The sequence below is a fragment of the Streptomyces sp. ID05-39B genome (assembly GCF_033794725.1).
Taxonomy (GTDB): domain Bacteria; phylum Actinomycetota; class Actinomycetes; order Streptomycetales; family Streptomycetaceae; genus Streptomyces; species Streptomyces bobili.
Window position 1 is genome coordinate 1 of sequence record NZ_JARGEF010000130.1, and the last position, 21914, is coordinate 21914.

General features: G+C 72.0%; 19 protein-coding genes and 1 pseudogene. 11 read left to right on the top strand and 9 right to left on the bottom strand.

Annotation, left to right across the window (positions count from 1 at the left end; genetic code table 11):
- Positions 1-204 precede the first annotated feature (204 nt).
- The 4 genes from P1P75_RS25090 to rsmI all read right to left on the bottom strand — a co-directional run bounded on the left by P1P75_RS25090 (position 205) and on the right by rsmI (position 4183).
- The gene (locus tag P1P75_RS25090; RefSeq protein WP_319259071.1) at positions 205-1521 is read right to left on the bottom strand and encodes a ubiquitin-like domain-containing protein; all 1317 of its coding nucleotides are present in this window, start codon (positions 1519-1521) and stop codon (positions 205-207) included.
- A 246-nt stretch (positions 1522-1767) separates the two neighbouring features.
- Complete coding sequence (locus P1P75_RS25095) at positions 1768-2646, bottom strand: TatD family hydrolase (protein WP_319259041.1); 879 nt, start codon at positions 2644-2646, stop codon at positions 1768-1770.
- Positions 2647-2694: 48 nt separating this feature from the next.
- A complete protein-coding gene (locus P1P75_RS25100; protein WP_319259043.1) occupies positions 2695-3114 on the bottom strand; it encodes a hypothetical protein in 420 nt (139 codons plus the stop codon).
- 211 nt (positions 3115-3325) lie between these two features.
- Positions 3326-4183, bottom strand: coding sequence for a 16S rRNA (cytidine(1402)-2'-O)-methyltransferase (gene rsmI / locus P1P75_RS25105; RefSeq protein WP_319259045.1), 858 nt, complete (start codon positions 4181-4183; stop codon positions 3326-3328).
- Between the two features lie 63 nt (positions 4184-4246).
- Here rsmI and P1P75_RS25110 point away from each other — a divergent pair, with 63 nt between their 5' ends.
- From P1P75_RS25110 to P1P75_RS25120, 3 genes are all read left to right on the top strand, one after another.
- Positions 4247-6007 (top strand): phospholipid carrier-dependent glycosyltransferase, encoded by a 1761-nt coding sequence (locus tag P1P75_RS25110; RefSeq protein ID WP_319259047.1) that lies wholly within the window; start codon positions 4247-4249, stop codon positions 6005-6007.
- 111 nt (positions 6008-6118) lie between these two features.
- Positions 6119-7750 carry a penicillin-binding transpeptidase domain-containing protein gene (locus tag P1P75_RS25115; RefSeq protein WP_319259049.1) on the top strand — a complete coding sequence of 544 codons (1632 nt, stop codon included), beginning with the start codon at positions 6119-6121 and terminating at the stop codon, positions 7748-7750.
- 174 nt (positions 7751-7924) lie between these two features.
- Complete coding sequence (locus tag P1P75_RS25120) at positions 7925-9595, top strand: penicillin-binding transpeptidase domain-containing protein (protein ID WP_319259051.1); 1671 nt, start codon at positions 7925-7927, stop codon at positions 9593-9595.
- Between the two features lie 237 nt (positions 9596-9832).
- Here P1P75_RS25120 and P1P75_RS25125 read toward each other — a convergent pair whose 3' ends face one another.
- The gene (locus tag P1P75_RS25125; protein WP_266458023.1) at positions 9833-10189 is read right to left on the bottom strand and encodes an SsgA family sporulation/cell division regulator; all 357 of its coding nucleotides are present in this window, start codon (positions 10187-10189) and stop codon (positions 9833-9835) included.
- A 206-nt stretch (positions 10190-10395) separates the two neighbouring features.
- Between P1P75_RS25125 and P1P75_RS25130 the strand changes: the two genes are divergently transcribed.
- The 6 genes from P1P75_RS25130 (at position 10396) to P1P75_RS25155 (ending at position 15335) form a co-directional block, all read left to right on the top strand.
- Positions 10396-11454: an energy-coupling factor ABC transporter permease gene (locus tag P1P75_RS25130; protein ID WP_319259053.1), complete on the top strand. Its 1059-nt coding sequence runs from the start codon at positions 10396-10398 to the stop codon at positions 11452-11454.
- Between the two features lies 1 nt (position 11455).
- On the top strand, positions 11456-12217 hold the full coding sequence (gene cbiQ / locus P1P75_RS25135; protein ID WP_319259055.1) for a cobalt ECF transporter T component CbiQ: 762 nt from the start codon (positions 11456-11458) through the stop codon (positions 12215-12217).
- Positions 12205-12963, top strand: coding sequence for an ABC transporter ATP-binding protein (locus tag P1P75_RS25140; protein ID WP_319259057.1), 759 nt, complete (start codon positions 12205-12207; stop codon positions 12961-12963). Before cbiQ ends, P1P75_RS25140 begins: the two co-directional genes overlap by 13 nt.
- 11 nt (positions 12964-12974) lie before the next feature.
- A complete protein-coding gene (locus P1P75_RS25145) occupies positions 12975-13442 on the top strand; it encodes a MarR family transcriptional regulator (RefSeq protein WP_319259073.1) in 468 nt (155 codons plus the stop codon).
- Between the two features lie 181 nt (positions 13443-13623).
- A complete protein-coding gene (locus P1P75_RS25150) occupies positions 13624-14070 on the top strand; it encodes an organic hydroperoxide resistance protein (RefSeq protein ID WP_319259075.1) in 447 nt (148 codons plus the stop codon).
- 74 nt (positions 14071-14144) lie between these two features.
- Positions 14145-15335: a serine hydrolase domain-containing protein gene (locus P1P75_RS25155; RefSeq protein WP_319259059.1), complete on the top strand. Its 1191-nt coding sequence runs from the start codon at positions 14145-14147 to the stop codon at positions 15333-15335.
- Positions 15336-15371: 36 nt separating this feature from the next.
- Here P1P75_RS25155 and P1P75_RS25160 read toward each other — a convergent pair whose 3' ends face one another.
- Positions 15372-15659, bottom strand: coding sequence for a DUF1876 domain-containing protein (locus tag P1P75_RS25160; RefSeq protein WP_319259061.1), 288 nt, complete (start codon positions 15657-15659; stop codon positions 15372-15374).
- Between the two features lie 289 nt (positions 15660-15948).
- Here P1P75_RS25160 and P1P75_RS25165 point away from each other — a divergent pair, with 289 nt between their 5' ends.
- On the top strand, positions 15949-16347 hold the full coding sequence (locus P1P75_RS25165; protein ID WP_319259063.1) for a VOC family protein: 399 nt from the start codon (positions 15949-15951) through the stop codon (positions 16345-16347).
- Positions 16348-16474: 127 nt separating this feature from the next.
- Here the strand turns inward: P1P75_RS25165 and P1P75_RS25170 are convergent, their stop codons facing one another.
- From P1P75_RS25170 to P1P75_RS25180, 3 genes are all read right to left on the bottom strand, one after another.
- Positions 16475-16999, bottom strand: coding sequence for a lamin tail domain-containing protein (locus tag P1P75_RS25170; protein WP_319259065.1), 525 nt, complete (start codon positions 16997-16999; stop codon positions 16475-16477).
- 356 nt (positions 17000-17355) lie between these two features.
- A complete protein-coding gene (locus P1P75_RS25175) occupies positions 17356-19602 on the bottom strand; it encodes an MMPL family transporter (RefSeq protein ID WP_319259067.1) in 2247 nt (748 codons plus the stop codon).
- Between the two features lie 284 nt (positions 19603-19886).
- Positions 19887-20489, bottom strand: coding sequence for a TetR/AcrR family transcriptional regulator (locus P1P75_RS25180; RefSeq protein WP_319259069.1), 603 nt, complete (start codon positions 20487-20489; stop codon positions 19887-19889).
- Positions 20490-20644: 155 nt separating this feature from the next.
- Between P1P75_RS25180 and P1P75_RS25185 the strand changes: the two are divergent.
- Positions 20645-21914: pseudogene (locus tag P1P75_RS25185) on the top strand (peptidase S41); the annotation flags it as partial.

The following is a 21914-nucleotide window of genomic DNA, read 5'->3' on the forward strand; positions in this document are numbered from 1 at the left end:
CGCCCGTGCCGTCCGGCCCGCGGCCCCCCACTCGCCCCGCCTGCGGGCACGCGTGCCGCCCGGGACGGCACGCGTGCCCGCAGGCGGGGCGAGTGGGGGGCCGCGGGCCGGACGGCGGGAAGTCGCCGCAGGCGGGGCGGCGGCAGGTGGTGGCAGGTTGCCGCAGGCCGAGCCGCCGGGGGTCGTCGTGGGCTCAGCGGTGTGTCAGTTCTGGAGTCGGGGGCCGCAGTGGGGCCAGGCTGCCGCGCCTCGGCGGACGTAGAGCTTCTTGGCCCGGAAGGTCTGTTCGGAGGCGGGGGCGTCCTGGGGGCGGCCGGTGCCGCCGAGGCTGTGCCAGGTGTGGGTGTCGAACTGGTAGAGGCCGCCGTAGTTGCCGGAGGGATCCACCGCGTCGGGGCGGCCGCCGGACTCGCAGACCGCGAGGGCCTGCCAGTCGAGGTGGTCGGCGCCGCGTACCGAGGCCGGACGTGGCTTCGTGCCGACCTTGACGACCTGCGCGCGGGGTTCGCGCACGATCTCGGTCCTGACGCGTCTCGGTTTCTGACGGACGCCGTTGACGGTGCGCAGGGCGTACGTGACGCGGAGCAGCCCCGGTTGCCCGGCCCGTTCCACGACCTCCGTGCCCCGCAACAGCGTGGGGTCCTCGGTGCGCCGTACCAGGAAGGGGATCGCCTCCTCCCGCACTTCCCTGGAGCCGGTGATCCGCAGGACGGTGATCGTCTGGCCGTCGCGCGGGAAGCTGCCGGGCGCGACGGGCGTGGTGTCCTGGCCGCGCAGGGTGATCCCGGCCTCCTCGACGGCCTCGCGCACGGTCGCCGCGTTGGTGCGGACGGTGCGGGCACGGCCGTCGGCCATGATCGTCAGGGCGCGTTCGGTACGGACGTCCAGCGCCAGCCCCTCCCGCCCGATGGGCCGCGAGCGCGAGACGGAGAGGTACGCGCCCTCGGCCCGCACGCCGAGTTGCCTGAGCGCCTCCTCCACGGTGTGGGCCGTCGTCCACACCTCACGCGGCGCCCCGTCCAGCATGAGACGGAGGGGGCGGCCGTACCGCACGGCGATCTCGTCGCCGTTGGCGAGGGCCGCGGCGGGGGCGGGCGCCACCATGTCGTGCGCGCCGATCCGCAGGCCCTCCTCCGCGAGCAGTTCGCCCACGTCGTCGGCGAAGGTGTGCAGGGTGCGCGGCTTGCCGTCGACGGTCAGCTCGATCGCCTTGTCCTTGGCGACGAAGGCGGTGGTGCCGCCCGCGAGGAACGCGACGACGAGTGCCTGGGGCAGCAGGGGAAACAGGGGCAGCAGGCGGCGCAGCGGGGAGTCCGAGCGCTCGGACCGGCGCGTCCTGCGCCGGCGTGCGGCGCGGCCCCCCGGCCCGGTGTCACCGGCGTACGCCTGGGGGGAAAGCACCGGCTCAGGCGGCTCCTGCGCTGCCCGCGGCGCCGGTGACTCGTAGGCGGGCCGGTAGGTGTCCTCGTACAGCGCCGCCGTCCCGACCCGTGTGCCCTGCTCCCAGGGGGCCGCGTACACCCCGTACGCGAGGGTCTCGGCGTTGTGGACGTCGACGTACGTGTCGTCGGCGCCGGGCGGGAGGGGCTCGGGGTCCTGTGTGTACTGCGCGTCCCGCAGGTGGTGCACGTTGCTCACGCCGACACGCTCCAGGGGTCCTGGGGTCCGAAAGGGTCCGGATCGGGCCCCCAGAACCTAGCGGAGCGACCGTCACTCTCCAAAGCGACGCGGCTACCCAGAGTTGTGTTCGGGTGCGGTGTCCGCGGGTCAGTAGCCGAAGGCGCGGGCCGTGTTGGCGGCCAGCGCGCCCGCCAGGGTGTCCTCGTCGATGCCGCGTACGGCCGCCATGGCGCGGACCGTGACCGGAACGAGATAGGGGGCGTTGGGCCGTCCGCGGTAGGGCGCCGGGGTGAGGAAGGGGGCGTCGGTCTCGACGAGGACCAGCTCCAGCGGGGCGACGGCGAGGGCGTCGCGCAGGTGCTGGGCGTTCTTGAAGGTGACGTTGCCGGCGAAGGACATGAAGTATCCGGCGCGGGCGCAGATCTCCGCCATCTCGGCGTCGCCGGAGTAGCAGTGGAAGACGGTCCGCTCGGGGGCGCCCTCCTCCTTCAGCACCCGCAGGACGTCCGCGTGGGCGTCGCGGTCGTGGATGACGAGGGCCTTGCCGTGCCGTTTGGCCATCTCGATGTGGGCGCGGAAGGAACGCTCCTGCGCGTCCTTGCCCTCGGGGCCGGTGCGGAAGTGGTCCAGGCCGGTCTCGCCGACGCCCTTGACCTGAGGGAGCGCGGCCAGGCGGTCGATCTCGGCGAGCGCCGTGTCGAGCGCCCCGGCGCCTCCGGCCGCACGCGCCCCCTGGCGGGACCATCCGTCGGGGTCGCCGTGGACGATGCGGGGGGCTTCGTTGGGGTGCAGGGCGACCGCCGCGTGGACGCTGTCGTACGCCGCTGCCGTCTCGGCCGCCCAGCGGGAGCCGGCGACGTCGCAGCCGACCTGGACGACCGTCGTCACGCCGACCGACGCGGCTTTCGCGAGGCCCTCCTCGACGGTGCCCGACTGCATGTCGAGGTGGGTGTGGGAGTCGGCGACCGGTACCCGCAGGGGGGCCGGGAGCGGCGGCGCCGCGTTCTTGTCGGCGTTCGAAGGCATGCCCCGATCCTACGGAAGGCACGCTCCCCCGGTCCGGCCCCCTTCGGCTCAGCCGGCCCGGTGCTGGAAGGGATGCAGGAGGTCGGACAGGTGCCAGTGGTGCTGGTCCGCCGGCCGTTCCGCGGCGGCCACCGGTGCCTGCACCGGTCCGGCCGGGGGCGCGGGCCGGGGCCGGGCGGCGCTGAGCACGGAGGAGACCTGGCCGGCCCGCATGATGCGCACGACGTGGCCGTCGCAGTTCTGGCAGGCGGGGCGGCTCAGCGGGGACGGCACGAGGCGTCCGTCCGCCACGTACTGGACGAACTCGTGCCCCTCCGCATCCGTGTGGTGCTCGATCTCGTACGCCTGTTCCCATGCGTGCCCGCAGCGCATGCAGGCGAAGGAGTACGACTCGTGCACGACCGGTATCGCCACACCGCGCAGGGCGGTCCGCCCCGTGGTCCCGCTGATACCGCTGATCTCGCTCATGCCGGCTCCTCTGGTCCGCTGGACGGAGGGAGGGATCGATCCGTCCCCGTGTCCAGTGGACTGCCGCGCCGGGGCCAACGCACGGCACCTGTCGAGTGTTGGGGCCGATTTGGGCGTTCCTTGCCGAAGCGGGCGCGGAGCGGCCTGTGGGCTTTGCCGTCGGCGGCAGTTCTTTACCGCCCGGTGGGAATGCCCCCGGTGGGAACGCCCCTCACGCGGAGGCGTTCTTCGCCGCGACGACCGCGTCGAAGACCTCCCGCTTGGGCACCCCGGCCTCCGCCGCCACCGCCGCGATCGCCTCCTTGCGCCGCTCGCCGGCCTCCTCGCGCACCCGCACCCGCCGGACCAGTTCGGCCGCGTCGAGTTCGCCGTGGGCTCGCTCGGGCGCCCCCGTGACGACGACGGTGATCTCACCGCGCACCCCCTCGGCCGCCCACTCGGCCAGCTCGCCCAGCGGGCCGCGCCGGACCTCCTCGTACGTCTTGGTCAGCTCGCGGCAGACGGCGGCCCGGCGGTCGGCGCCGAACACCTCGGCCATCGCGGCGAGGGTGTCGTCGAGCCGGTGCGGGGCCTCGAAGTACACGAGGGTGCGGCGCTCCTCGGCGACCTCGCGCAGCCGGGACAGCCGCTCCCCCGCCTTGCGCGGCAGGAAGCCCTCGAAGCAGAAGCGGTCGACGGGCAGGCCGGACAGGGCCAGCGCGGTGAGCACGGCGGACGGGCCCGGTACGGCGGTGACCCGGATGTCCTTCTCCACGGCCGCGGCGACGAGCCGGTAGCCGGGGTCGGAGACGGACGGCATCCCGGCGTCGGTGACGAGGAGGACGCGCGCGCCGGCGAGGAGGTGGCCGACGAGGTCGGGGGTGCGGGCCGACTCGTTGCCCTCGAAGTAGGAGACGACACGCCCCTTGGGCGTCACGCCCAGCGCCTGCGTGAGCCGGCGCAGCCTGCGAGTGTCCTCGGCCGCGATAACGTCGGCGCCGGCCAACTCCTCCGCGAGCCGGGGCGGGGCGTCCGCGATGTCCCCGATGGGAGTGCCTGCAAGGACCAGAGTTCCGGGTGTGACTGTCACGTTTCCATCCTCGCAGGGGGAGAGACACGGGACTCCCACAGCCCCGTTCCCTACGATGGCGCGGTGACCAGTACAGCGTCCTCCATGGACTCCATGGACTCCACGGACCACCGGCAGGACCAGGCACCGCCGGACCGGCGGCCGGGGTGGCCGTCGCGGCTGCGCCGGTTCGGCTATGCGGCGGAGCCGGGCGGCGACGTCCGTGAGCGGCTGGTGCCGCCGTTCGCCGAGCCGAGCCCGCGGCTCTGGCAGGCGCTCGGTGTGCCGCCAGGGCTCGCGGACCGGATCACCCGCTGGTCGGGCTGGCTGGGTCCGCTGCTGGTCACGCTGGTGGCGGGCGTGCTGCGGTTCTGGAACCTGGGCAGCCCGAAGAAGGTGATATTCGACGAGACGTACTACGCCAAGGACGCGTGGGCGCTGGTCCACCGCGGCTTCGAGGTCAACTGGGACAAGAACGCCAACGACCTCGTCCTCAACAGCGGCGGCCATGTCACGATCCCGACGGACGCGGCGTACGTGGTGCATCCGCCGGTCGGCAAGTACGTCATCGGGCTGGGCGAACTGATCTTCGGGTTCGATCCGTTCGGCTGGCGGTTCATGACGGCGCTGCTCGGGACCCTGTCGGTCTTCCTGCTGTGCCGGATCGGCCGCCGTCTCTTCCGCTCGACGTTCCTCGGCTGTCTGGCGGGTGCGCTGATGGCGGTCGACGGGCTGCACTTCGTGATGAGCCGCACCGCGCTGCTCGACGGGGTGCTGATGTTCTTCGTGCTGGCGACGTTCGGCTGTCTGGTCGTCGACCGGGACAGGGCGCGGGCGAGGCTGGCCGCCGCGCTGCCGCCGGACGCGGACGGCCGGTACCGCCCGGACGCGCACATCGCCGAGACGACGCGGCTCGGCCTGCGCCCGTGGCGCTGGGCGGCGGGCGTCATGCTGGGGCTGGCGATCGGCACGAAGTGGAACGGCCTGTACATCATGGTCGCGTTCTGCCTGATGACGGTGTTGTGGGACGTCGCCGCACGCCGGGTGGCCGGTGCGCGGCACCCGTACCGGGTGGTGCTGAAGCGGGACACCGGCTGGGCGTTCCTGGCCACCGTGCCGGTCGCGCTGGTGACCTACGTCGTGTCGTGGACGGGCTGGATCCTCTCCTCGGACAGCGGCTCGGGCGGCTACTACCGCAACTGGGCGGCCACCGACGGCAAGGGCGGCAGCTGGACGTGGCTGTTCCCGGACTGGCTGCGCAGCCTGTGGCACTACGAGCACGAGGTGTACGAGTTCCACACCCACCTCACCTCGCCGCACACCTACCAGTCGAACCCGTGGAGCTGGCTGGTCCTGGGCCGTCCGGTGTCGTACTTCTACGAGTCCCCGGCGCCCGGCACGGACGGCTGTCCGGTGGACGCGGGCGAGAAGTGCGCGCGGGAGGTGCTGGCGATCGGCACGCCGCTGCTGTGGTGGGCGGCCTGCTTCGCGGTGCTGTTCGTGCTGTGGCGCTGGTTCTTCCGCCGTGACTGGCGGGCGGGCGCGATCGTGTGCGGCATCGCGGCCGGGTATCTGCCGTGGTTCCTGTACCAGGAGCGCACGATCTTCATCTTCTACGCCGTCGTCTTCCTGCCGTTCCTGTGTCTGGCGGTGGCGATGATGATCGGGGCGCTGGTCGGCCGGCCGGGGTCGAACGACACCCGGCGGGTGGTGGGCGCGACGGGCGCGGGCGTCCTGGTGCTTCTGATCGCGTGGAACTTCATCTATTTCTGGCCCTTGTACACGGGGACGGCCATCCCGATCGACGACTGGCGTTCACGTATGTGGCTGGACACCTGGGTCTAACGATTCAAACAACTCTCGCCCCGCCCGCCCCGATTCCGCTTAGTGTGAGCCTGAGGGGAGCTTTCTGAACGCGTTCAGAAAGCCCTGGTAGGCCAACGGGGAGGGGTGGCAATGCACAAGGGGGCCAAGGCGGCGATCGTCGGAACGGTCTTCACCGTCATGGTGGGCGGGGCCGGGTACGGCGCCTTCAACATCGTCAACGCACTGAACGGGGACGGCGGCAGCGCACCGCAGACGAAAGCGGAGCCCGTGCGGACCGGGCCGCCGAGCAGCGGCGAGGTGAAGGACGCCAGCACCGCGTTCTTCGCGGCCTGGGAGCAGGGGCAGGCGGCGAGAGCGGCGGCGCTCACCAACAACGCCGGCAAGGCGGAGCCACTCCTCACCTCGTACGGCCAAGCCGCGCACATCACCGGTGTGAAGATCACGCCGGGTCCGCCGACCGGGGCCACCGTGCCGTTCACGGTGAAGGCGACGGTGTCGTACGAGGGGAAGTCCGAGCCGCTCGCCTACAGCAGCAAGCTGACCGTCGTGCGCGGGGTGACCACCGGCAGGGCGCTGGTCGACTGGCAGCCGACGGTCGTGCACCCCGAACTGAAGAACATGGACGACACGCTGGTCACCGGCGAGTCGGCGGCGCCGCCGATCGAGGCCGTGGACCGCGACGGCAAGGTCCTGACCCAGGAGAAGTACCCCTCGCTGGGGCCGATACTGAACGAACTGCGCGCCAAGTACGGCGACAAGGCGGGCGGCACGGCCGGCGTCGAGCTGGCGATCCACCACGCCGTCCCCGAGTCCGCCGACACCCCGCTGCTGACCCTGGCGAAGGGCAAGGCGGGCCGGGTGCCCACCACGCTCCGGGCGAGCGCGCAGGCCGCCGCCGAGAAGGCGGTACTGAGGTATGCCGAGTCGTCGGTGGTGGCCGTCCAGCCGAGCAGCGGTGAGGTGCTGGCGATCGCCAACAACCGCAACGACGGCTGGAACGCCGCCTTCCTGGGGCGGGTGGCGCCCGGCTCCACCATGAAGATCGTCAGCGCGGCCACGCTCATCGACAACGACATCACCACCGCGACCGGCCCGGCGCCCTGTCCGGCGGACGCGACCTGGCAGAGCCAGACCTTCCGCAACATCAAGAACATGAAGCCGAACGAGAACGCGACCCTCGCCGAGAGCTTCGCCCGCTCCTGCAACACGGCGTTCGTGAAGTACGCCGACGAGGTGAAGGTCGACTCGCTGACCAACGAGGCCAGGGACGGCTTCGGGATCGGCCTCGACTGGCAGACCGGCATCCCGTCCTTCGACGGCTCCGTCCCGGCCTCCGGCGGCCCCGACACCGCGGCCGCCCTGATCGGCCAGGGCCAGGTGCAGATGAACCCGCTGAACATGGCCTCGGTGACGGCCACCGCGATGACGGGCGCCTTCCGGCAGCCGGTGATCGTGCCGCGGAGCCTCGACGGCCGGGAACTCGCCCACGCGCGCGGGCTGCCCGCGAGCACGGTGGAGCAGCTCCGCGTCATGATGAACCGCACCGCGACCAGCGGCACCGCCGCGGAGGTGATGTCGGGGCTGAACGGCCGGATCGGCGCGAAGACCGGCTCGGCCGAGGTCGACGGGAACGCCGGCTCCGACAGCTGGTTCACCGGTTACCGGGGCGATGTCGCCGCCGCGGCCATGGTCCAGGACGGCGGTCACGGCGTCGACGCGGCGGGCCCGATCGTCGCGGCCGTACTGCGATCGGGCGCCTGACGCCACTCGTTGGGCGTGGCTGACGTCACAGGTGACGTCACCCCCACGGGCGGGGACTCTAGGCTGGGCGCCGTCGTCGGTGCCGGTGAGGGTGGCTCGCACCGCGGTGACTGTGGTGACAGCGGTGACAGTGGGGCGATGCGGCCCCCCGTAGAACACGGAGGATCGCGGGCTGTGGGCAAGAGAAGGCGCGTCGCCGAGCGACGGAACAGCAAGCGGCCGGCCATGGTCGGCGGCATGATCGCCGTCGTCGTCGGCGGCGCCGGCATCGGTGTCTACGCGCTGTACGGCGGTGGCGCCGCGGCCGACGACACCTCGGCCGCCGCGGCGAAGAAGCCGGCGGTCAGGACCGGCCCCCTGTCGGCGGCCGAGGTCACCACCGCGGCCCGGTCCTTCCTGACGGCCTGGCAGCAGGGCAAGGTCACCCAGGCCGCCGCCGTCACCGACGACCCGGCGGCGGCCACGGCCCTGCTCACCGGCTACACCAAGGAAGCCCGCATCACCGGCGCCACCCTCACGGCCGCTGCCCCCGCGGGCGACAAGGTCCCCTTCGCCGTGAAGGGGACGGTCACCTTCGAAAAGACCAGCAAGCCGGTGACGTACGACAGCGCGCTGACCGTGGTGCGGCGGGCCGAGGACGGCAAGCCGCTGGTCGACTGGCACGCCTCGGTCGTACATCCCGATCTGACCGACGGCGACAGGCTGGTGACCGGCGAGGCCGGCGATCCGCCGGTCAAGGCGCTCGACCGCGACGGCGGTGAGCTGACCGCGAAGACGTACCCGTCGCTGGGCACGGTCCTGGACGGGCTGCGCGAGAAGTACGGCAAGAAGGCCGGCGGGACGGCGGGGGTCGAACTGCGGGTGGAGCGCGGCAAGGCGTCGAAGGCGAAGAAGTCCTCCGACAAGACGCTGCTGGAGCTGAGCAAGGGCACGCCGGGCACGGTGAAGACGACCTTGAGCCCGTCCCTCCAGGCCGCCGCCGAGAAGCAGGTCGCGAGCCGCGCGCGGGCGTCGGTCGTGGTGACCCGCGCCTCCACGGGCGAGATCCTCGCGGTCGCCAACAGCAACCCCAACTTCAACACCGCGTTCCAGGGCTCGCTGGCGCCCGGCTCCACGATGAAGGTCATCACCTCCTCGCTGCTCATCGAGAAGGACCTGGCGTCGGCGGACAAGACCCATCCGTGCCCGAAGTTCTTCAGTTACGGCGGCTGGAAGTTCCAGAACGACGACAAGTTCGAGATCAAGGGCGGCACCTTCAAGGCGAGCTTCGCGCGCTCCTGCAACACGGCCTTCATCAGCCAGGCGGGCAAGCTCGACGACGACAGCCTGACCAAGCAGGCCCAGCAGGTCTTCGGCCTGTCGCTGAACAACTGGGCGATCGGCGTGCCGACCTTCGACGGCGCGGTGCCGGTGCAGTCGGCGGCCCAGAAGGCGGCGGAGCTGATCGGCCAGGGCGGGGTGCGGATGAACCCGCTGAACATGGCGTCGGTCGCGGCGACGGTCAGGTCGGGCAGCTTCCACCAGCCGTATCTGGTCGCCCCCTCGGTCGACGACCGCACCCTGGCGAAGGCCGCGCGCACGATGTCCGCGCAGACGGTGTCGCAGTTGCGGGAGCTGATGAACTACACGGCCGCCTACGGCACGGCCGCCGAGGCGATGGCCGGGCTCGGCCCGGAGTACGGCGCCAAGACGGGCTCCGCCGAGGTCGACGGACAGAAGGAGGCCAACGGCTGGTTCACCGCCTACCGCGGTGACCTGGCGGCGGCCGGCGTGGTCCAGCAGGGCGGCCACGGGAGCGAGTCGGCGGGACCGATCGTGGCGGCGCTGCTGAAGGCGGGCGGCTGACCCATCGGCTGCCGACGGGTCGGTCGCTGACGGGTCGGTCGCGGACGCGCGGGTGCGGACGGGTCGGTCGCGGACGCCCGGGTGCGGACGGGTCGGTCGCGGACGCCCGGGTGCGGACGCTCAGCTGCTGACACCCAGGTGCCGACGGATCAGGTACAGACGCGCGGGTGCCGATAGCTCAGACGCCAACAGCCCAGGCGTCGACGGCCCAGTCGCCGACGCCCGGTTGCCGATGGCTCAGTTGCTGACCGGCTGCGCCGTGGCCGTGTAGGTGCGGCGCAGGAAGCGAAGCAGCGTCTTGGACTCGAACTGCACCACGGAGACGCCCTGCGCGGAGTGGAACTCGACGATGGCCTGGACCCGTCCGCAGGGCCACACCCGGACCTCTCCGCTGCCGGCCGGGGCGCGCAGTCCCTGTTCGAGGAGGGCGCGGGCGATGGTCCACTCATGGGTGCCGGGGAGTCCGACGCGGACGGCGCGCGGGTCGTCGTCGGGGTCGTAGCGCAGGACGACGGGAACGGCGCTCTGTTCCTCCTCCACCAGATCCGCGTCCGTGACGATGTGGGCTCGCGCGTACTGCTCGACTACAGACATCGGCCGCCCTCTCACGCTGCGTGACCTGTGTGGAAGCTGTGCGTCCGCTCCCCTTCCAATGTCGCATATTTCGCGGCCCCCGCCCCCTGGAGCGGCCGTATCTCACTTGTGCGATACACGCACCTCCCCACCGGGTCACAGGGGGAGCCGTACGAAGACGGACTCGCTCTTGCAACCCATTCGCATTAAGCCACTATCATCGAACGGTGCACGTACCCGACGGATTCATCAACGCCCCGACCTCCGCCGTGACCGGAGTCGTCGCCGCGGGCGCCATCGCCGTGAGCCTGCGCGGCGCACGCCGCGAACTCGACGAGCGCACCGCGCCGCTGGCCGGCCTGGTGGCCGCGTTCATCTTCGCCGTACAGATGCTCAACTTCCCCGTCGCGGCCGGAACAAGCGGGCATCTTCTCGGCGGTGCGCTGGCCGCGATACTCGTGGGCCCCTTCACGGGAGTCCTGTGCGTGTCCGTGGTCCTGCTGATGCAGGGCATCCTCTTCGCCGACGGCGGGCTGACCGCGCTCGGCGTGAACATCACCAACATGGCGGTCGTGACGACGGTGGTGGCCTACGCCGTCTTCCGCGGCCTGCTCAAGGTGCTGCCACGCACGCCCCGTTCCGTCACTGCCGCCTCCTTCGTCGCCGCGCTGCTGTCCGTGCCGGCGGCGGCCCTCGCCTTCACGCTGATGTACGCGGTCGGCGGCACCACCGACGTGGCGATCGGCAAGGTGGCCACCGCCATGGTCGGCGTGCACGTCCTGATCGGCATCGGCGAGGCCACGATCACCGCGCTGACGGTCGGCGCCGTGATCGCCGTACGGCCGGATCTCGTGTACGGGGCGCGCGGGTTGCAGCAGAAGCTCCGGCTGCGGGTGAACGGGGAGCTCGTGGACGTGCCCGCCGCCGAGGAGGCTCGAACAGCGCCCGTCGCGGCGCGCACCTCCCGGCGCACGCTGTGGGTGACCGGTCTGGTCACCTCCCTCGTCCTGGCAGGCTTCGTCAGTTTCTACGCCTCGTCGAGTCCGGACGGCCTGGAGAAGGTCGCCGCGGACAAGGGCATCGACAAGAAGGCCGAGGAGCATGCCGTCTCGGACTCCCCGCTCGCCGACTACGGCGTCAAGGACGTCACCGACGCCCGGCTGTCCGGCGGCCTCGCGGGCGTCATCGGGGTCGGCGTGACCGTCGTCGCGGGCAGCACCGTGTTCTGGGCCGTACGCCGGCGCCAGAACACCGACGCGTCCCCGACAACCGTGGAGAACGTCTGACGTGGGCGCTGGGCACGCGCACCGGCTCTACCGGCACGGACACTCGCCCGTGCACGCCCTGCCGCCGCACACCAAGCTCGCCGCCGCCTTCGCCTTCGTCGTGGTCGTCGTCTCGACCCCGCGGGAGGCGATGTGGGCGTTCGGCGTGTACGCCGCCCTGCTCGGCGTCGTCGCCTTCCACGCGCGCGTGCCGGCCGGTTTCCTGCTGAAGCGGCTGCTGATCGAAGTGCCCTTCGTCGCCTTCGCCGTGCTGATGCCGTTCGTCGCCGAGGGCGAGCGGGTCGACGTCCTCGGGCTGTCCCTCAGCGTCAACGGGCTGTGGGGCGCCTGGAACGTGCTCGCCAAGGGCACCCTCGGCGTCGCCTCCTCCGTCCTGCTCGCCTCCACCACCGAACTGCGCGAACTCCTCCTCGGCCTCCAGCGGTTGAAGCTCCCGCCGCTCCTCGTGCAGATCGCCTCCTTCATGATCCGCTACGGCGATGTCATCACCGACGAGATGCGGCGCATGAGGATCGCGCGGGAGTCCCGCGGCTTCGAGGCGAGCGGCGTCAAGCACTGGGGCGTCCTCGCCAAGTCCGCGGGCGCCCTGTTCATCCGCTCCTACGAACGCGGGGAGCGCGTGCACCTGGCCATGGTCAGCCGGGGGTACGCCGGTTCCATGCCGGTGATCGACGAGGTGACCGCCTCCCGGGCGCAGTGGTCCCACGCGCTGACCCTGCCGTTCGCCGCCCTCGTCGTCTGCGTGCTGGGATGGACCCTGTGACTGCTTCCCTCGAGGTCTCCGGCCTCGCCTTCGCCTACCCCGACGGCCACCAGGCGCTGTTCGGGGTGGACTTCTCGATCGCGCGCGGGGAGCGGGTCGCCCTGCTCGGGCCGAACGGCGCCGGCAAGACCACCCTCGTGCTGCACCTCAACGGCATCCACACCGGCGGCACCGGCACGGTGACGGTCGCCGGCCTGCCCGTGGACAAGCGGCACATGGCGGAGATCCGGCGCAAGGTCGGCATCGTCTTCCAGGACCCCGACGACCAGCTGTTCATGCCGACCGTGCGGGAGGACGTGGCGTTCGGGCCCGCCGCGGCCGGACTGCGGGGCACCGAGCTGGAGGAGCGCGTGGACCGGGCCCTCGCGCAGGTCGGCATGGCCGAGTTCAAGAACCGTCCGCCGCACCACCTGTCGTTCGGGCAGCGCCGCCGGGTCGCCGTCGCCACCGTGCTGGCGATGGAACCGGAGATCCTCGTCCTGGACGAGCCGTCCTCCAACCTCGACCCCGCCTCGCGCCGCGAACTCGCCGACATCCTGCGCTCCCTCGACGTCACGGTCCTCATGGTCACGCACGACCTGCCGTACGCCCTCGAACTGTGCCCGCGGGCCATGATCCTCAGCGAGGGCGTGATCGCGGCGGACGGCCGCACGGCCGAGCTGCTCGCCGACGACGCGCTGATGCGCGCGCACCGGCTGGAGCTGCCGTTCGGTTTCGATCCGCGCTCCGTGACAATGGGGGCGTGACGAATGCGCGCGTGACCCACCAGGACCGGCCGGGCGAGGGCTCGCTGTCGCTGGACGAGCAGCTGTGCTTCGCGCTGTACGCGGCCCAGCGCGCGGTGACGGCCGCCTACCGGCCGCTTCTCGACGACCTCGGTCTCACGTATCCGCAGTACCTCGTCCTGTTGGTGCTGTGGGAGCGTGGCGAGACCACGGTCAAGGAGCTGGCGGCGGCCCTGCGGCTGGACTACGGCACCGTGTCGCCGCTGCTGAAGCGGCTGGAGGCGGCGGGGCTCGTGCACCGGGAGCGGTCGGCGCGCGACGAGCGCTCGGTGCTCGTCGCGTGCACGGGGCGCGGCGAGGAGCTGAAGGGGCGCGCGGAGCGGGTGCCCGGTGCGCTGCTCGCGTCGACCGGGCTCGACATGGCGGAGGTCGCGCGCTTGCGCGAGGAGCTGTGGGGGCTCGCGGAGAAGGCGCACGGCGCGGCGGAACGCGGGCGCTGAGCCCCTCGGGCACTGCTCACCGGATCTCCTTCGCTTCCCCTTCACTGTTACCTGCGGTTACCACCCCCTGGTAGTTCAACACTTGCCTACCGGCCGGTACCTTGTGCACGATGTAATTGGGCACAGCTCTGGGGGAGGTCCCGCAGTGACCGAAGGCGCCGCCGTCGACACCGTCAGCACCATCAGTACCGCCGACGCGATCGACACCCGTCCGACGAAGATCATGTACGTGGCCGAGGCCACCGCGCACGGTGGCCGGGACGGCTATGTCACCAGCCAGGACGGGCAGATCGAGCTGAAGGTGGCCATGCCGCCGCAGCTGGGCGGCGACGGCAACGGCACCAACCCCGAACAGCTCTTCGCGGCCGGCTACAGCTCCTGCTTCCACAACGCGCTGATCCTCGTCGGCAAACGGGCGGGCCTCGACCTCACCGGCTCCACGGTCGCCGCCAAGGTCGGCATCGGCCCCAACACCACCCAGGGTTACGGCCTCGCGGTCGCCCTCAGTGTCTCGCTGCCCGTGCTCGACGCGGCCGTCGCCGCCAAGCTGGTGGACGCGGCGCACCAGGTCTGCCCGTACTCGAACGCGACGCGCGGCAACATCGACGTAACGATCCTCCTGGGCTGACCGGACACAGGAATCGTCGGCTCCGCGGCCGGGTTGTCCCGAAGGCCGCAGGTGAGCCGAGAGGACGTACGGACGTGGATGTGCACGGCACGGTGACCGCCGGCTTCGAACCGGTCAGGGAGGCGTTCGCCCGCAACTTCGAAGTGCTCGGGGAGCGGGGAGCGGCCGTCGCCGTCTACCGGGACGGGCACCAGGTCGTCGACCTGTGGGGCGGCAGCCGGGACGTCGACGGCGGGGCACCGGACTCCGGCGGCGGGGTGCCCTGGGAGCGGGGTACGGCACAGATCGTGCGGTCCGCGACCAAGGGCGTCGCCGCCGCCGTACTCCTGATGCTGTGGCAGCGCGGGGAACTGGATCTCGACGCGCCGGTGGGGGCGTACTGGCCGCAGTACAAGACGGCCGGCAAGGACCGGACCCTGGTGCGGGACGTGCTCGCGCACCGCGCGGGCGTGCCCGTGCTGGACCGGCCGCTGACGCCCGCCGAGGCCGCCGACCCCGACCGGGGCGCGGCGGCGGTCGCCGCGCAGGCCCCGGCCTGGGAACCGGGCACGGACCACGGCTACCACGCGCAGACCTACAGCTGGCTGACCGGCGAGCTGATCCGGCGGGTCAGCGGGCGGACCGTCGGCGCGTGGATCGCCGACGAGATCGCCGGACCGGCCGGGGCCGACCTGTGGCTCGGTCTGCCGGAGCGCGAGCGGGCGCGCGTGGGGCGCGTGGGACAGACCGAGGCTCCCGCGCAGGCGGGTGCGCTGCGCACCCGGCCCAAGCGGGCCGTCGCCGACGCCTACGCCGACCCCGGCTCCCTCACCCGGCGCGCCTTCGCCGCGATCACCCCGCTGCCCGACGAGAACGACCCGGCGTACCGTGCGGCGGCCCTGCCCGCCTCCAACGGCATCGCCACGGCCGACGGGCTGGCCCGCTTCTACGCCTCACTGATCGGCGAGGTCGACGGAAACCGGACCCTGTTCACGCCGGAGACGCTGGAGGCGGCGCGCGGCGAGCGGTCGGCCGGAGCGGACCGGGTGCTCGTGGTCGGCACCCGCTTCGGCCTCGGCTACATGCTGCACGGCAGCGCCTCGCCGCTGCTGTCCCCCGCCTCCTTCGGCCACCCCGGCCGCGGTGGTCCCCTCGGTTTCGCCGACCCGGAGTCGGGCATCGCCTTCGGCTACGTCACCAACGGCTTCCGGTCGAGCGTGACGGCGGACCCGCGCGCGCAGGCGCTGGTACGGGCGGTACGGACGGCGACGGCGACCGCCGGCTGAGAGGCGAGCCGCTCCGCTCCCCTCGCACGTGTGCCCTCACACGTGGATCGGGTGCGAGGTCCTGCCCGACGCGTCGTCGATCTCGTGGTGGGCCTTCGTCAGCAGTTGCATGGCGATCTCGTTCAGGGCCCGTGCGCCGGCGATCTCCTCGCCGATCCGCGGCTGGTTGGGGTCGACCCGGTGCCGGCTGGCATGCCCATGGGCCCTGACCTCGGACCCGTCGGGCAACCTGACCAGCGCCGCCGCGCGCGTGTGCTGGTCATCCTCCTCGAACTCCAGCTCCACGTGCCATCCGACCGCGGTGTGCATCGCTGTGTTCGTCATGACGATCACCTCCGGAACATCTGCTTCCAGGGTGCTCCTCGACGGGCCCGATCGCACCCAGTCGGCCGGAAACGTCATTGCGGTGATCCCGCTCAGGCCACTAGCGTCCCTCGGGTGACTGCCGGGTCGGCCATGGGCCACGCACGAGTGAGGCGCCCGGCCTCGGCGTGAGCGCGAGGCGGGCCAGAGCCCCGCCGTCCCCTCTCCGCGTCCTTCTTCCTTCCCACCCGCCCTCCCTCTCTCTCACGAGGGCACCCCTGGACACCGAGACCGGAGACCTTCACTCACCATGTCTGCTCAGTCAACGCTTCCCCAGCTCAACCACCTCGCCGTGCACGCCCATGACCGGCAGCTCTCGGCCGAGTTCCTCGCCGCGATCCTGGGCCTGCCGGTCGGCGCGCCCTTCGGCCCGTTCCTGCCGGTCGACCTCGGCAACGGCGTCACGTTCGACTTCTACGAGAAGCGCGACGAGCCGATCCAGTCCCAGCACTACGCGTTCCTCGTGGCGGAGGAGCAGTTCGACACGATGATCGCCCGCCTGGAGGCGGTCGGCGTCACGTACTACGCCGACCCCCGGCACAGCCAACCCGGCCGCACCAACAGCCTGTTCGGCGGCCGGGGCGCGTACTTCCTCGACCCGGACGGCCACAACCTGGAGATCATGACGGCACCGTACGCACGGCCGTAGCCAAGGTGAGCGCCGCGGCCGTTGTCGGGCTCGTCGGCGTCAGTGGCGGCTGTCGTCGTCATGCACGTCATGGCGGCGCGCCCGGCCCCGGAGGAAGGGCCGGACGCGCCGCCGTGCGGGGTCGTCGTCAGTGGCGGTCGCCGCCGTGGTTGTGGTGGCGGTCGCCGTTGGAGGAGCGGCCGTCGTGGTGGGAGCGGCGCTCGCCCCAGGAGGCCTTGTCGATCACGCGGTCGCGGTCGTTGCGCAGGGTGGCCGTGTCGGAGCGGTTGTCCCACACGTGGTGGCGACGGTCCTGGAACAGGTCGGTGCGGGTGTCGCGGCCCTCCCCGGTGTGGATCCGGACGGTGGCGCGGGCGCGCAGCCGGTAGTGGGCGAAGGTGTAGGTCTCGCCGTCCCTGTCCGACAGCGTCCACCCGTCGAGGTTGACGGCGTGGCGGGTGGTGTTGGTCAGCTCCACCCACTCCTTGTTGAGGGAGGCGTTGGTGCGCCTGTCACGGCCCGGTGCGTCGTACCGCACGGCGCTGATCTCCACGCGCGGCCGGTCCGGTGTGCGGTCGGCGGCGGAGGCCGGCAGCGTCACCGCCCCGAGGACGGCGGCGGCCGCTAGCGAGGCGGCGGCGAGACGGCGGACGGGAACAGGGGTTGCGGACACGGGGTGTCTCCTTGGGTGGTGCGGGTGACGGCCGGTCGGCCGCGGCACGCACACCTGACCACCGGACGCGACCCGGACGCGCGACCCACGCCCCGTGTTACAGATCTTGTACATAACGGTGATACTCGCCTGCAATGTCCATCAAGGAAACGAATGCATATGGAACGGGCAAAAGCGCCGTTGGGTGGCCCCTCCCGCCCCGCACGTCGCGCGGCGCTCACCCGAAAGTGCGTCACGACGGCGGGCCGCCCCGCGCGGACGGGGCGGAGAGGAGAAAGAGAGAAAGCCGGTGAGAACACCCCGTCCCCACGGAGCCCTCACCGGCCGTCTCTCTACCGCGCCCGCTCAGCGCGGCGTCATGCGCGGACCAGTTCCCGGTCGTTGTCCGGGTCGGAGTCCGAGTTCCTGGAGTCGAGGGCCTTGAGGCCTTCGCCCTCGACGTCCACGTTGGGCAGGGCCCGGTCCAGCCACTTCGGGAGCCACCAGGCCTTCTTGCCCAGCAGGGCCAGCACCGCCGGGACGATCGCCATGCGGACGACGAACGCGTCGAAGAAGACGGCGATGGCCAGTCCGAAGCCGATCATCTTGATCATCTGCTCGCTGGAGGTGATGAAGCCGCCGAAGACGGCCATCATGATGACCGCGGCGGCCGCCACGACCCGCGAGCTGTGCCGGAATCCGGTGACGATGGCCTGGGCCGGCGTCTCGCCGTGGACGTAGGCCTCCCGCATACGGGTCACGAGGAACACCTCGTAGTCCATCGCGAGGCCGAAGACCACGCCGACCATGAAGATCGGCATCATCGACATGATCGGGCCGGTCTCCTCGACGCCCAGCAGGCCGCCCAGCCAGCCCCACTGGAAGACCGCGACGACGGCGCCCAGCGCGGCGAGCACGCTGAGCAGGAAGCCGAGGGCCGCCTTCAGCGGGACCAGGATGGAGCGGAAGACGACGATGAGGAGGAGGAAGGCGAGGCCCACCACCAGACCCAGGTACGGGATCAGCGCGTCGTTGAGCTTCTGCGAGAAGTCGATGTTCATCGCGGTGGTGCCGGTGACCAGGACCTCCGCGCCGGTGTCGGCCTTGATGCCGGCGCCCTCGTCGCGGATGGCGTGCACCAGGTCCTCGGTCTGTGCCGAGGACGGCTTGGAGTTCGGGATCACGGTGATCGTCGCGGTGTCGCCGGCCTTGTTGAAGGCGGCCGGGGTGACCGTGACGACGTCCTTGAGTCCCTTGATCCCGTCGGTGACGGTGGCGACCGCCGCCTTCGGGTCGTCGCTCTTCTCGGCGTCGACGACGATCATCAGCGGCCCGTTGAAGCCGGGCCCGAAGCCGTCCGACAGCAGGTCGTACGCCCGGCGCTGGGTGGTGGACGTCGGCTGCGAGCCTTCGTCGGGCAGGCCCAGTTCCAGCTGGGTGACCGGGACGGCGATCGCCCCGAGACCGACCACGCCGAGCAGCAGGACGGCGGCCGGGCGGCGGATGACGAAGTGCGCCCAGCGGGTGCCGAGACCGGCCTTGGCCGCCGCCTGAGGCTTCTCGGCGTTGTCCGGCCTCTCGGACTTCTTCTTGCGGGACGTGCGCTTCTCGCCCGCCGGACGGATCGTCCGGCCCGCGTAGCCGAGCAGTGCCGGGATCATGGTGAGGGCGATGAGGACGGCGACGACGACCGTGCCGGCCGCGGCGAGGCCCATCTTGGTGAGCATCGGGACGTTGACGACCGCGAGGCCCGCCAGGGCGATCACGACGGTGAGGCCCGCGAAGACCACGGCCGATCCGGCGGTGCCGGTGGCGCGGCCCGCCGCCTCCTCCCGGTCCCGGCCGTCGGCGAGTTCGCCTCGGTAGCGGGAGACGATGAACAGCGCGTAGTCGATGCCGACCGCGAGGCCGATCATCAGCGCGAGGGTGGAGGTGGTGTCACCGAGGTCGAGCGCGTTGGCGAGGGCGGTGATGGTGGAGACACCGATGCCGACGCCGATGATCGCCGTCAGCAGCGGGAGTCCGGCCGCGACCAGTGAGCCCAGGGTGATGACGAGGACGACCGCGGCGAGGGCGAGGCCGACGATCTCGCCGGCCGCTCCCGGCTCGGCCGCCGCCTGGAGGGCGTCGCCGCCGATGTCGACGGTCAGTCCGGCGGCCCGCGCGTCGTCGCCGGCCGCTTCGAGGGCGTCCCTGGTCGTGTCGGCCAGTTCCATGCCGGGGGCGTCGTACTTCACCGACGTGTAGGCGACCGTGCCGTCCTCGCTGACGGCGTTGGTGGTGAACGGGTCGGTGACCGAGACGACCTCGGAGCCGTCGCTCAGGTCCCTGGTGGTCTTGGCGACGATCGCCTTGTTGTCGGCGTCCGTCATCTTCTCGCCCTCGGGCGCCTTGAAGACGATGCGCCCGGTCCCGCCGTCGGCGCTGGCGCCCGGGAACCGCTGTTCCAGCAGGTCGAAGGCCTTCTGCGCCTCCGTGCCCGGGATGGAGAAGGAGGTGGTGCCCGGTGCGGGCGCGGAGGCCGCGCCGACGCCCGCGAGCGTCAGCAGGGCGACCCATATCAGGGCGACGAAGTGCCGTCGCCGGAAGGCGAGCCGGCCGAGTTTGTAGAGGAACGTGGCCACGGAGGCGTACTCCCGGTCAGGTCGTGGGGTGGGGGGCCGGTGCCGGAATCCCGGCCGGTTGGGCGCGCGTCGTCCGGTCCGTGCGGTCGCAAGGCGCCGGAGCGCCCTCGTGGCGGAGCCACGTGGACGGTTCGGCGACGCCGCGAGCGTGCGTGCCAGGCGACGGCGCCCGGTCGGGGCTCCGGCACCGGCCCCAAGGGCAGGGTTGACCACCACCGCGGGGCAGGGGTGATCGGCCCGACGACGTGAGCGGTGACGTCAGGAGAAGTGGACCGTGGGGACGGTCAGGTGGTGGTGGGGACGCCGAGGGCGGGGAGCACCACGGCGTCGACGTACGAGCGCAGGAAGTCCTGCGTGGGAGGCAGACCGTCGATCATGGTGCGGGTGGCGAAGGCGCCGACCAGCATGTGCACGATGTACTCCAGCGCGGGGCGGTCGGCCCGCACCTCGCCTCGGTCCACCGCACGCTGCATGACGCGCTGGAACTCGTTCATCTCGGGCTCGATGAGCAGTTCCCTGAACGCCCGCATCAGATCGGGGTTGGAGTGCACGGCCATGGCGAGGGCCCGCATCAGGTCGGAGTTGCGCTCCATGGCGCAGTCGTCCTCGCGGGACATGAACGCGTGGAGGTCTCCCCGGAGGGATCCGGTGTCGACGTCGGCGATGCCGCCCGGCTTGTTGTGCCGCATCGCGCGCACGACCAGTTCGGCCTTGCCGCCCCACTGGCGGTAGAGCGTGGCCTTGCTGGACCGGGTGCGGGCGGCGACGGCGTCCATGGTCAGGGCGTCGTAACCGACCTCGCTGAGCAGATCGAGCACGGCCGCGTACAACTCGGCCTCACGCTCGGGCGTGATGCGACTGCGACGCGCCGTTGCGACCTCAGTCATGCCACTCACCTTCCGACTCCGGCACGGACTCATCCCGTACACCCTGAACATACCCTGCGCCCCTGCGAAACGAAACCGTTTCGTACGTGTGCTGGCTCACGTCGGTGAAGAACACATAAGTTGCTCTGCCCCCCGTGCCGGAAAAGCATGGAAACGTGACCTACTTGCGCCTGCCCCACCTCAGCGGTGACCAGCTGTGCTTCGTGGCCGAGGACGACCTCTGGCTGGCCCCGCTCGACGGACCCGGCCGCGCCTGGCGGCTCACCGCCGACCGCACCAAGGCCGGCCACCCCCGCTTCTCGCCCGACGGCCGCCAGGTCGCCTACACGAGCTGGCGCAGCCTCGTGCCCGAGATCCACCTGATCCCCGTGGACGGCGGGCCCGGACGGCGGCTCACGTACTGGGGCAGCCCCGACACCCGCGTCTGCGGCTGGACCCCGGAAGGCGACATCCTCGCCGTCGCCTCCCACGGCGAACCCTTCTCCTACTTCACCTGGGCCTACAAGGTCTCCCCCGACGGCTCCCCCGGCCGCAAACTGCCCTGGGGCCCGGTCTCCGACCTCCAGTGCGCCGACCTCGACGGCGAGCGCCGCACCCTGCTGCTCACCGGCACCCCACCGCACGAGCCCGCCTCCTGGAAGCGGTACCGGGGCGGCGCCATGGGCCGGCTCTGGCTGCACGGACAGCGGCTGCTCGCCGGCCTGGAGGGCCACCTCGACGCCCCCATGCTCGTCGGCGGCCGGGTCGCGTTCCTCTCCGACCACGAGGGCGTCGGCAACCTCTACTCCTGCGCCCAGGACGGCTCCGGCCTGCGCCGGCACACCGACCACGACGCCTTCTACGCCCGCAACGCCGCCAGCGACGGCACCCGCGTGGTGTACCAGTGCGCCGGGGACCTGTGGATCGTCGACGACCTGTCCCCCGACTCCGAGCCGCGCCGGATCGACGTACGGCTCAGCGGGCCCCGGACCGGGCGGCGGCCGTACCAGATCCCGGCAGCGCAGCACGTGGACGGGATCTCCGTGGACGAGACCGGGCGGGCGAGCGCGGTCGTCGTACGCGGCAGCCTGTACTGGCTCACCCACCGTGACGGGCCCGCGCGGACCATCACCGACGCACCCGGGGTACGGGTCCGGCTCCCGGAGATGCTCGGCTCGGGCGGGCAGGTCGCCTATGTGACGGACGCCGAGGGCGAGGACGCCGTCGAGATCGCCCACCTGCCCCGCGCCACCGGCGACCGTGCGCCGCGCCGACTGGCCTCGGGCGGGCTGGGCCGGGTCCTGGAGATGGTGTCCGACCCGGCGGGCGAACGGCTGGCGATCGCCTCCCACGACGGCCGCCTGCTGCTCGTCACGGTGTCCGACGGAGTGGCGGAGACGGCAGAGGACACGGAGGCGGCCGGGGGCGAGGCGGGGGACGCGGAGG

What these genes read in the sequence shown, in the direction of transcription:
- P1P75_RS25125 (WP_266458023.1), bottom strand. Translation starts at nt 10,189, where the DNA reads ATGTCTGTAGTCGAGCAGTACGCGCGAGCCCACATCGTCACGGACGCG.
- P1P75_RS25095 (WP_319259041.1), bottom strand. Translation starts at nt 2,646, where the DNA reads ATGCCTTCGAACGCCGACAAGAACGCGGCGCCGCCGCTCCCGGCCCCC.
- P1P75_RS25165 (WP_319259063.1), top strand. Translation starts at nt 15,949, where the DNA reads ATGTCTGCTCAGTCAACGCTTCCCCAGCTCAACCACCTCGCCGTGCAC.
- P1P75_RS25140 (WP_319259057.1), top strand. Translation starts at nt 12,205, where the DNA reads ATGGACCCTGTGACTGCTTCCCTCGAGGTCTCCGGCCTCGCCTTCGCC.
- P1P75_RS25100 (WP_319259043.1), bottom strand. Translation starts at nt 3,114, where the DNA reads ATGAGCGAGATCAGCGGTATCAGCGGGACCACGGGGCGGACCGCCCTG.
- P1P75_RS25115 (WP_319259049.1), top strand. Translation starts at nt 6,119, where the DNA reads ATGCACAAGGGGGCCAAGGCGGCGATCGTCGGAACGGTCTTCACCGTC.
- P1P75_RS25180 (WP_319259069.1), bottom strand. Translation starts at nt 20,489, where the DNA reads ATGACTGAGGTCGCAACGGCGCGTCGCAGTCGCATCACGCCCGAGCGT.
- P1P75_RS25160 (WP_319259061.1), bottom strand. Translation starts at nt 15,659, where the DNA reads ATGACGAACACAGCGATGCACACCGCGGTCGGATGGCACGTGGAGCTG.